This is a genomic window from Halobaculum sp. EA56 (genome assembly GCF_051195075.1).
In the GTDB taxonomy this organism is placed as follows: domain Archaea; phylum Halobacteriota; class Halobacteria; order Halobacteriales; family Haloferacaceae; genus Halobaculum.
Window position 1 is genome coordinate 504,905 of the sequence record NZ_JBNTJX010000001.1, and the last position, 10,016, is coordinate 514,920.

11 protein-coding genes are annotated in these 10,016 nt (G+C 70.6%); all 11 read left to right on the forward strand.

The genetic code is table 11. The features are described from left to right. The first annotated feature begins 125 nt into the window (after positions 1 to 125). The 11 genes from ACQUQ1_RS02675 to nuoK all read left to right on the forward strand — a co-directional run bounded on the left by ACQUQ1_RS02675 (position 126) and on the right by nuoK (position 10,016). On the forward strand, positions 126 to 2,156 hold the full coding sequence (locus ACQUQ1_RS02675; protein ID WP_435062706.1) for a flippase activity-associated protein Agl23: 2,031 nt from the start codon (positions 126 to 128) through the stop codon (positions 2,154 to 2,156). Positions 2,157 to 2,282: 126 nt separating this feature from the next. Beyond that, the gene (locus tag ACQUQ1_RS02680; protein WP_435062707.1) at positions 2,283 to 3,473 is read left to right on the forward strand and encodes a 5-(carboxyamino)imidazole ribonucleotide synthase; all 1,191 of its coding nucleotides are present in this window, start codon (positions 2,283 to 2,285) and stop codon (positions 3,471 to 3,473) included. 22 nt (positions 3,474 to 3,495) lie between these two features. After that, positions 3,496 to 4,119: a 5-(carboxyamino)imidazole ribonucleotide mutase gene (purE, locus tag ACQUQ1_RS02685; protein ID WP_435062708.1), complete on the forward strand. Its 624-nt coding sequence runs from the start codon at positions 3,496 to 3,498 to the stop codon at positions 4,117 to 4,119. Positions 4,120 to 4,310: 191 nt separating this feature from the next. Beyond that, entirely contained in the window at positions 4,311 to 4,727 is a 417-nt protein-coding gene (locus tag ACQUQ1_RS02690) for an NADH-quinone oxidoreductase subunit A (protein WP_435062709.1), read from the forward strand. Continuing rightward, positions 4,724 to 5,425, forward strand: a complete 702-nt coding sequence (locus ACQUQ1_RS02695; RefSeq protein WP_435062710.1) for an NADH-quinone oxidoreductase subunit B — start codon at positions 4,724 to 4,726, stop codon at positions 5,423 to 5,425. Before ACQUQ1_RS02690 ends, ACQUQ1_RS02695 begins: the two co-directional genes overlap by 4 nt. Positions 5,426 to 5,427: 2 nt before the next feature. Next, complete coding sequence (locus ACQUQ1_RS02700; RefSeq protein WP_435062711.1) at positions 5,428 to 7,098, forward strand: NADH-quinone oxidoreductase subunit D; 1,671 nt, start codon at positions 5,428 to 5,430, stop codon at positions 7,096 to 7,098. Next, positions 7,098 to 8,174: a complex I subunit 1/NuoH family protein gene (locus ACQUQ1_RS02705; RefSeq protein WP_435062712.1), complete on the forward strand. Its 1,077-nt coding sequence runs from the start codon at positions 7,098 to 7,100 to the stop codon at positions 8,172 to 8,174. The genes ACQUQ1_RS02700 and ACQUQ1_RS02705 overlap by 1 nt, the downstream gene beginning before the upstream one ends. A gap of 12 nt (positions 8,175 to 8,186) precedes the next feature. Next, complete coding sequence (locus ACQUQ1_RS02710) at positions 8,187 to 8,648, forward strand: NuoI/complex I 23 kDa subunit family protein (RefSeq protein WP_435062713.1); 462 nt, start codon at positions 8,187 to 8,189, stop codon at positions 8,646 to 8,648. Positions 8,649 to 9,052: 404 nt separating this feature from the next. Continuing rightward, positions 9,053 to 9,328: an NADH-quinone oxidoreductase subunit J gene (locus ACQUQ1_RS02715; protein WP_435062714.1), complete on the forward strand. Its 276-nt coding sequence runs from the start codon at positions 9,053 to 9,055 to the stop codon at positions 9,326 to 9,328. Beyond that, positions 9,325 to 9,711 (forward strand): proton-conducting membrane transporter, encoded by a 387-nt coding sequence (locus ACQUQ1_RS02720; RefSeq protein WP_435062715.1) that lies wholly within the window; start codon positions 9,325 to 9,327, stop codon positions 9,709 to 9,711. Before ACQUQ1_RS02715 ends, ACQUQ1_RS02720 begins: the two co-directional genes overlap by 4 nt. Further along, on the forward strand, positions 9,711 to 10,016 hold the full coding sequence (gene nuoK, locus ACQUQ1_RS02725; RefSeq protein ID WP_435062716.1) for an NADH-quinone oxidoreductase subunit NuoK: 306 nt from the start codon (positions 9,711 to 9,713) through the stop codon (positions 10,014 to 10,016). The genes ACQUQ1_RS02720 and nuoK overlap by 1 nt, the downstream gene beginning before the upstream one ends.

The following is a 10,016-nucleotide window of genomic DNA, read 5'->3' on the forward strand; positions in this document are numbered from 1 at the left end:
AGGCGTACCGCTCCTGGCCGATGTCTCCGCCCCGAGGTCCCCCTCGACGGGCGGCCGGCGCCGGGGACGGTCGGCGGTTCGGCGGATCACAAGAGTTGTTACCGGCGGCGTGCGACCGCTCGCCAATGAGTGACCCCGCCGGCGGGGACCGATCCGCCCCCGACGGGACCGCGGCCGACGACGGCGACCCGGACGCCCCCGACGCCGGGCCCGACGCGGACGGGGAGGCCGCCTCGGACCCCTCCCGGGACGATGCCGCCCCGTCGTCCCCCCGCGACGACGGCCGGCTGCCCGACCCCCTCCGCGACCGCGTCGGCGACCCCGCGACCGCCGCCGTCCTGCTGATCGTCGCCGGGTCGCTGCTCCTCCGCACGGTCCAGCTCGGCCACCGGGTCTTCCACTGGGACGAGGGCCGCGTCGGCTACTGGATCCTCCGGTTCGACGCCACCGGCGAGTTCTTCTACCGGCCGATCATCCACGGGCCGTTCCTCCCGGTCGTGAACAACGCGCTGTTCGACGTGATCGGGGCCTCCGACTTCGCCGCCCGGCTCCCCGTCGCGGTCGTGGGCGGCCTGCTCCCGCTGGTCGCGCTGCTGCTCCGGCACCGCCTCCGCGGGCGCGAGCAGGTCGCGCTCGCGCTGCTGCTGTCGGTCGACCCCCTGCTCGTCTACTACGGCCGGTTCATGCGCGGCGACGTGCTCGTCGGATCCTTCTGCGTCGCCGCGTTCGCGCTCGTCGTGTACGCGGTCGACACCCGGCGGACGCTCCCGCTGTTCGGCTCGGCCGCGCTGCTCGCGCTGGGGTTCACGGCGAAGGAGAACGCGTTGGTGTACCTCGCGTGCTTCCTCGGGGCGGGCGTCCTGCTGCTCGATCACCGGGTCGTCAGATCGGCGTCGCGCACGGGCTCGCCGCTCGACGCGCTCGTCGGCGAGGTCGTCGCGCTCGGGCACTTCCTGAACGAGTGGACCGCGGGCTCGCACACCAGACGCCTGATCGAGCGCCGCGTCCGCGAGCGCGCCGGCGACGGGGGCGGCGCGCCGTACGCCCCCGAGGTCGGGTTCCTCGGCCACCTCGCGATATGGGTTCCCCTGGGCGCGGGCGGCGTCGTCGCCACGTTCCTCGGGGTCGTCGCGTTCTTCTACGCGCCGCGCCCGGAGCTGTGGAACGCCCTCGGGCTGGGGAACCTCATGGCCGGGGCGCCGACCCCCGACGCGTCGGTCGGCTCCGTCCTCCACGACGCGACGTGGGGCGCCGGCGAGAAGTTCTGGGGCACGTGGGGCTCCGGGACCCACTCGGGCCACGCGTACGTGCCGTACCTCTACGACGTCGGCGAGACGCTCGCGTACGGGTCGGGCGTCCTCGTGGTGCTGGCGGTCGTCGGCTTCCTGGCCGACGGCTACGGCCGCGACCGCGGCACCCGCACGGTCGTCGCGTTCGCGACCTACTGGGGCGCCGCGTCCCTGGTGGGCTATCCCGTCGCGACGGACATCCAGGCGCCGTGGGCGGCGGTCCACGTCGTCCTCCCGCTGTCGATCCCGGCGGCGGCGGGGCTGGCGTCCGTCGTCGACTCCCTGCGCGCCTCGGTCGCCCGCGAGGACGCGGCGACCGCCGCGCTGGCGGGGCTGGTCGTGTGTGCCGCCGTCGCGGGCGTCGCCGCGCCCAACGCCGACTACTGGAACTCCGCCTCCGTGGAGGACAAGCAGGTGCTCCAGTGGGCACAGCCGGAGAACGCCTACAAGGAGGCGCTGCAGGACGCCGGCGCCGTCGCCCGGGACAACGAGGGGACGGACGTCCTGTTCGTCGGGACCGACAGCGGCAGGGGGACGAGGCTGTACGTCGCCAACGAGTCGAGCCTCGACCGGATGCCGCCCGGGGGCCCGAGCTGGCACTCCCGGCTCCCGACGCCGTGGTACCTCGAACTCCACGACGCGGAGGTGACCTCCACGCCGCCGGAGGCGCGCTTCGACGGCCTGCCGCCGGCCGAGGAGATGCCGCCGGTCGTCATCGCCAAGCCGAACGACGCCGAGGAGCTTTCGGCGCGCCTCGACGGCTACGAGTCCCGTGAGTACGCGTTCCGGCTGTGGAGCGAGCGCATCGTCGTGTTCATCGACGAGGAGGCGCTCGCGGACGCCCGCGCGGAGGGACGGCCCCGCTGACGACCACCGCCGACGCCCGTCCCCGGACGGCGGTACGGGCGGGAGTCGCCCTGTAATACGCACGTCCGTGTACACATTCCGTCCTGTGGAGCAAGGTTTATTCGCGGACCTGCCGAACCCGCGGCCGTGAACCCGACGTGTCCCGGCCCGACGCTCGGCGTCGTCGGCGGCGGACAGCTCGGCCGGATGCTGGCGGAGGCCGCGTCGCCGCTCGGCGTCAACGTGGTCGTGCTCGACCCGACGCCCGACTGTCCCGCCTCGCGCGTCGCCGACCAGATCGAGGGGGCCTTCGACGACCCGGACGCCGTCCGCGCCCTCGCCGAGCGCGCGGACGCGCTGACGCTGGAGATCGAGCTCGCCGACCCGGACGTGCTGGAGGCGGTCGGCGAGGAGTTCGACGTACCGGTCCACCCCTCGCCGGACGCGCTGCGGACCATTCAGGACAAGCTCGTCCAGAAGCGGGCGTTCGCCGACGCGGGGGTGCCCGTCCCCGAGTTCGTCGCCGTCGAGGACGCCGACGACCTCGCCGACGCGGTCGAGCGCTTCGACGGCTGCATGCTGAAGGCCCGCACCGGCGGCTACGACGGTCGCGGGAACGTCCCGGTCGAGCCGGGCGACGACTACGAGGCGAAGTTAGCGGAGGTGGGCGCCGGCGAGGGCGGCGCGATGGCCGAGGAGCTGATCGACTTCGAGCGCGAGCTCTCGGTCGTGGCCGCCCGCGGCGACGGCGAGTCCCGCGCGTTCCCCGTCGTCGAGAACGTCCACCGCGAGGAGATACTGCGCGAGACGGTCGCGCCCGCCCGGTGCTCGGAGGCGGTCGCCGAGCGCGCCCGCGAGGTCGCGCTCGACACGCTGGAGACGCTCGACGGGCGGGGCGTGTTCGCGATGGAGCTGTTCGAGGAGCCCGACGGCACCGTGTCCGTCAACGAGGTGGCTCCGCGCCCGCACAACTCCGGCCACTGGAGCATCGAGGGCGCGACGACCTCCCAGTTCGAACAGCACGTCCGCGCCGTCCTCGAGTGGCCCCTCGGGAGCGCCGAGGCGCGCGCGCCGACCGTCATGGCGAACGTCCTCGGCGACGTCCCCGAGCCGCGGCCGGCCTCGCTGTCGGGCGTCGGCGACGTGCTCGCCGCCGGCGACGCGCACCTCCACTGGTACGGCAAGCGGGAGGCCCGCCCGCTGCGGAAGATGGGCCACCTGACGCTGACCGCCGACGGCGACGCCGCGGGCGACGCGGCCGGGGGGCGAGACGCCGCGACCCGCGACGACCTGCTCGCCCGCGCCCGCGACCTGCGGGACGGGCTGACCTTCGAGTGATCACCCACGCGACTCACCCACCATGACCACCGTTCAGGACCTCATCGACCGACTCGAATCCGACGCGAACAGGGACGCCGACCCGGAGACGACGCCCGACGTGGGGGTGATCATGGGGTCGGACTCGGATCTGGACACCATGCAGGGGGCCTTCGACGCCCTCGACGAGCTGGGGTTCGCCGAGCAGACCGACTTCGCCGACCCGCCGGACGCGCGCTTCACCTACGAGGCGTACGTCGTCTCGGCCCACCGGACCCCCGACCTCATGTACGCGTACGGGGAGACCGCGGCCGACCGCGGCCTCGACGTGATAATCGCGGGGGCGGGCGGGAAGTCGGCGGACCTGCCGAACATGACCGCGAGCATCGCCTACCCGATCCCGGTGATCGGCGTGCCGGTGCAGGAGAAGTCCGTCGACTCGGTGATCGGGATGCCCACCGGCGCGCCCATCGTCGCCGTCGACGCCGGCAAGTCGTTCAACGCGGCGCTGTCGGCGGCCCAGGTGCTCGCACGGGAGCACGACGAGATCGAGGAGCGCCTCGTGGAGTACCACGAGGGGCTGCAGGGCGACGTGGCCGAGACCTCCCGCGACCTCCACGACCTCGGGGTCGCGGGCTTCCGGGAGTCGCGCGGCCGCGAGCGATAGTCCGAACCGGCCTGCGCCGTCCCGGCCCGAGCCGGGGACCCCCCGGCTGCGGGACGGGCGGAGGGAGGGACCGGGCGCGAGGCGCCGCGTTCGTCGCCGACGGGGGCTGACGGCCGCTCCGCGCGGGCACGCGCAAGTGAAGCACTTATCTGTGGGGGCTCCAAACCGACGTACGATACGGAGAACCCGGTATGAATCCATGGATAGCGATCGGCGCGTTGGCGGTGATGGGCGTGGGCATCCCGCTCGGGATGATGGCGGTGTCCGCGATCCTCCGCCCGAGCGTGCCAGAACAAGGCAAGAGCGCCACCTACGAGTCCGGTGAGATCCCGACGGGGTCGGCGACGGGCATCCAGTTCAACATCCAGTACTACATGGTTGCGCTGCTGTTCGTCGTCTTCGACATCGAGACGGTTCTGATCTTCCCGTGGACGGTCATCTACCAGTCCGCGTTGGCGTCGGGCGTCGGGCTCGCGACGGTGCTGCTCCCGATGCTGATCTTCATCGGGACGCTCGTCGTCGGACTCGTGTGGGCGTGGCGGCAGGGCGCCGTGAAGTGGACGAGCAGTCCGCGTGCGGCGAGACAGAAGACGGAGCGCACACAATGAGCAGCGACAACAGACCCTTCGTCACGGACGATAGCCAGGTACTGACCGACACCCGGGACGCCCGGATGACGGGCGAGGACAACCGCTTCAACTCGAAGCTCCGGGAGGCGTTCGGCTCCTCGCCGTTCATCCTCACCAAGTTCGACAAGTTCATGAACTGGGTGCGGGGCTCCTCGATGTTCATGCTGCAGTTCGGCATCGCCTGCTGCAGCATCGAGATGATGCACACCTACGCGGTCAAACACGACCTCGACCGCTTCGGCGCGGGCGTCCCGCGCGCCTCCCCGCGGCAGGCGGACGTGATCATCGTCCCCGGGACCATCGTTTCGAAGTTCGCCCCGCGGATGAAGCGCGTGTACGACCAGATGCCCGAGCCCAAGTTCGTCATCGGCATGGGCTCGTGTACCATCTCCGGCGGCCCGTTCCAGGAGGGGTACAACGTGATCAAGGGCGCAGAGGAGGTCATCCCGGTGGACATCCACGTCCCCGGCTGCCCGCCGCGCCCCGAGGCGCTCGTGTACGGCGTCGCCAAGCTTCAGGAGCGGATCGCCAACGGCGAGTCCTCCCCGGTGACGGTGAAGCCCTACGAGCTGGAACAGTTCGGTGACCTCGACCGCGACGAGATCGTCCAGCAGCTCGCGGACGACATCGACGAGGAGGACCTCGTCATGCGGTACAACTGGGCGGACTCACCCTAACCATGAGCCTGGAAGACCCCGAGCCGGACGCGCCGGCCACCGTCGAGGAACAGACCCCGGACGAGCTCGCCGAGCTGCTCGGCGACCGCGTCATCGGCCGCGAGGAGCACCTGAACGCCCCCGGCTACGTGATCCGGCCCGACGCGGTCCAGGACACGCTCTCGACGCTCAAGGAGGAGGCGGGCTACGACCACCTCTCGTGTGTCACGGCCCAGGAGTACGAGGACCGCTACGAGTCGATATACCACCTGAAGAAGTACGACGACCCGACCCAGGAGGTCAGCGTCGTCGTCCCCACCGACCGCGAGAACCCCGTCAGCGAGTCGGCCGAGCCGGTGTTCCGGACGGCCGACTGGCACGAGCGGGAGGCGTACGACCTCGTCGGCATCGAGTACGACGACCACCCCGACCTCCGCCGCATCCTCCTGCCCGAGACCTGGCAGGGGCACCCGCTGGCGGCGGACTACGACCAGGACCGCCCGCAGGTCGTCCCGCTTCGCGAGCACGCGAACCCGCTCCACGAGGACCAGCGCGACGAGCAGGACACGGACACGATGTACCTCAACATCGGTCCCCACCACCCCGCCACGCACGGGGTCCTGCACCTGAAGACGACGCTGGACGGCGAGCAGGTCGCCGACGTCGAGAGCGACATCGGCTACCTCCACCGCTGCGAGGAGCAGATCTGCCAGAACGGCACCTACCGCCACCAGATCATGCCGTACCCCGACCGCTGGGACTACATCTCGGCGGGCCTGCTCAACGAGTGGGCGTACGCGCGCGCGGCCGAGGACATGGCCGACATCGACGTGCCCGAGTACGCGCAGGTCATCCGGACGATGGGCGCGGAGCTGTGCCGGATCGCCGCCCACATGCTCGCGGTCGGGACGTTCGCGCTGGACGTGTACGGCGACTTCACCGCCATCTTCATGTACGCGATCCGGGACCGCGAGAAGGCCCAGAACATCCTGGAGGACCTCACGGGCCAGCGGCTCATGTTCAATTACTTCCGCCTCGGCGGGGTCGTCTGGGACCTGCCCGAGCCACGCGAGGAGTTCTTCGAGAAGACCCGCGACTTCCTCGAGGACCTCCCGGAGGCGCTGGAGGAGTACCACGACCTCATCTCGGGCAACGAGATCCTCCAGATGCGCACCATCGACACGGGTGTCCTCCCGCCGGAGGTCGCGAAGAACTACGGCGCGACCGGTCCCGTGGCACGCGGGTCGGGCATCGACTACGACCTGCGCCGGGACGACCCGTACGGCTACTACGACGAGCTCGACTGGGACGTCGTCACCGAGGACGGCTGTGACAACTACAGCCGCCTGCTCGTGCGCCTGCGCGAGGTGGAGGAGTCCGCGAAGATCATCGAGCAGTGCATCGACCTGCTCGAGGACTGGCCCGAGGAGGACCGCACCATCCAGGCCAACGTTCCGCGGACGCTGAAGCCCGACGACGACACCGAGATCTACCGCGCGGTCGAGGGCGCCAAGGGCGAGCTCGGCATCTACATGCGCTCGGACGGCACGGACAAGCCGGCCCGGTTCAAGATCCGGTCGCCGTGCTTCTCGAACCTCCAGACGCTGCCGGAGATGGCCGAGGGCGAGTACGTGCCCGACCTCATCGCCGCGCTCGGCAGCCTGGACATCGTGCTCGGGGAGGTGGACCGCTGATGGCGGGCGGCGCCGTCGCGCCCCTCCAGCAGGGGATGCTCCCGGACACGATCGCGAGCTTCCTGCCGTTCGGCGGGCTCGCCGCCGACGTCGTCGGCGCGCTGCTGGGGGCGTTCCTCATCGCGAACTTCCTGCTCATCAACACGGCCTTCGCGGGCCCGTGGGCCAAGCGGAAGATCACCGCGGCGTTCACCGACCGCATCGCGGTCAACCGGATCGGGCCGTTCGGCCTGTTCGTCATCGTCGCGGACGCGGTCCGGCTCCTCTCGAAGGAGCTGATCGTCCCCGAGGGTGTCGACCGTCCGGCGTGGGACCTCGGTCCGATCCTCATCCCGTTCTCGGCGCTGCTCGGCTTCGCGGTCATCCCGATGGGCAGCGGCCTGCAGTTGGCCGACCCCGAGACGGGGCTGGCGTTCGCGTTCGCCGCCTCGTCCATCGCCTCGCTCGGGCTGATCATGATGGGCTACGCGTCGAACAACAAGTACAGCCTGCTCGGCGGCCTGCGCGCCGTCGCCTCGAACATCGCCTACGAGATCCCGCTCATCGTCACCGGCGTCTCCGTCGTGCTGTTCACGGGGACGCTCCAGACGAGCGCGATCGTCGAGGCCCAGCGGGCGGCGTTCCTCTCGGTCGCCGGCGTCACCATCCCGCAGTGGTTCGCGTTCGTGAACCCGTTCGCGTTCGTGCTGTTCGTGGTGGCGAACGTCGCCGAGGTCGGTCGCAACCCGTTCGACATCCCGGAGGCGCCCACCGAGATCGTCGCCGGCTACCAGACGGAGTACAGCTCCGTGTACTTCGTGCTCATCTACCTCGGGGAGTTCATCCACATCTTCCTGGGCGGCGCCATCGCGGCGACGCTGTTCCTGGGCGGTCCCGCCGGGCCCGGCCCGGCGGCGCTGGGGATCGTCTGGTTCACCGCGAAGATCTGGGCGTTCTTCCTGTTCACCCAGTGGCTGCGCTCGGCGATCCCGCGCCTGCGCGTCGACCAGTTCATCGAGATCGGCTGGAAGGGGATGCTCGTGCTCTCCTTCGCGAACCTCGTTCTCACCGCGGTCATCGTGGGGGTGCTCGCGTAACAGTTCAGAACCATGATCGGACTACTCAAAGGAATGGCGACGACGATGAAGCACGCGCTGGACGGCAAGACGTTCACGGTCGAGTACCCGGACGTCGCGCCCGAGGTGAGCCCGCGGTTCCGCGGGGTCCACAAGTTCTCCCAGGAGCGGTGCATCTGGTGCCGCCAGTGCGAGAACGTCTGTCCGAACGACACGATCCAGATCGTGCAGGACGACCAGCGCAACGGCGAACAGTACAACCTCCACATCGGCCAGTGCATCTACTGCCGGCTGTGCGAGGAGGTGTGTCCGGTGGACGCGATCCTGCTGACGCAGAACTTCGAGTTCACCGCCGACACGAAGGACGAGTTCGTCTACAACAAGGAACAGCTCAAGAACGTCCCCTGGTACAAGGGGATCGACCCGCTCAACTCCCGGGAGCCGGACCGCGGCGCGTGGATCGGCGAGGGCGACGGCGAGATCGACTACCAGTAACGTCCGTCCCTCGCCCCGCGCCGCCGGCGAGCGCTCCGGGTTCTCCGCCGTTCTCGCGTCCGACAGCGGCGCGGCCGCCGACCCGCGGGCTCGGCCGGCGAGTCCCGACGCCGACAGCCGACCGCCGCCCCACGCGACGACCGCCCGCACCCCGCGCCGGCTATCGATCCGACCCCGGGCCCGGGAGTATCCGCGCCGCCCGCGGCCGCGGCGGCGACCTGCGACGGCGGGGACGGCCCCGATCCGCGTCGAGGTGTCCCCACGCCGTCGTTCGCGACCGATCGGGGCTCCGAACGTGTTCGCCCGACGCCCCCGGATCCGGCCGACCGCCCACGCGTACCCACACGCACACGCGCAAACCGTTCTCGAAACCTTCAAACGGACTCCGCCGGGAGTGTCGGGTAATGGTTGTAGAGACTATCGCGTTCGCGCTGTTCGCCCTCGTCACCGTGGGCAGCAGCCTGGGCGTGGTCCTCGCGGAGGACGTGTGGCACTCCGCACTCTTCCTCGGGGCCGCGCTCCTCAGCGTCGCGGTGCACTACGTGATGCTGCAGGCGGAGCTGCTGGCCGCCATGCAGATCCTCGTCTACGTGGGCGGGGTCCTGATCCTCATCACGTTCGCCGTGATGCTGGTGCGCAGGGAGGGTGAACCGGAGGGACTGGAGGTGTTGGACGCGTGAGCGACGCCGACGCGGGGTCGCGGCCGCGCCTGAAGCTCGGGGGCCACCTCGTGCCGGGGCTGGCGGCGGTCGCGCTGTTCGTCGTCCTCGCGGCCGTGTTCCTGCAGGCCTCCTTCGGCGAGCCCGCCGGCTTCGCGGAGGGCGCCTCGATCACCGCGAGCATCGGCTACGCGATGTTCAACGTCGACGCCGACGCGGTCTCCGAGACCGTCGTCTCCGCCGAGGGGTTCGTCGTCGCGTTCGTGCTGATGGCGGTCGTGCTCGACGTGGCCATCGACGGCGCGGTGTACCTCGCCAAGCGCGACGAGGACGGCGGCATCGGCGGCGTGCTCACCGACGGCGGGCGCGAACTGCGCGAGACGCTCCGCGGGGGTGACGAGTGATGTTCGCCCCGCCGGAGTACTACCTCGTGCTGGCGGCCGCCGTGTTCTGCATCGGCGTGTTCGGTCTGCTGACGCGGCGGAACGCGCTGCTGTTCCTGATGTCGGTTGAGCTGATGCTCAACGCGGCCAACATCAACCTCGTCGCGTTCTCCTTCTACTGGGGGAACGTGACGGGCCAGACGTTCACGCTGTTCACGATGGCGCTCGCGGCCGCCGAGGTCGCCATCGGCATCGGGATCATCCTCGTGCTGTACCGCAACTTCAAGGACGTGGACGTGACCGAGGCGACGACGATGAGGTGGTAA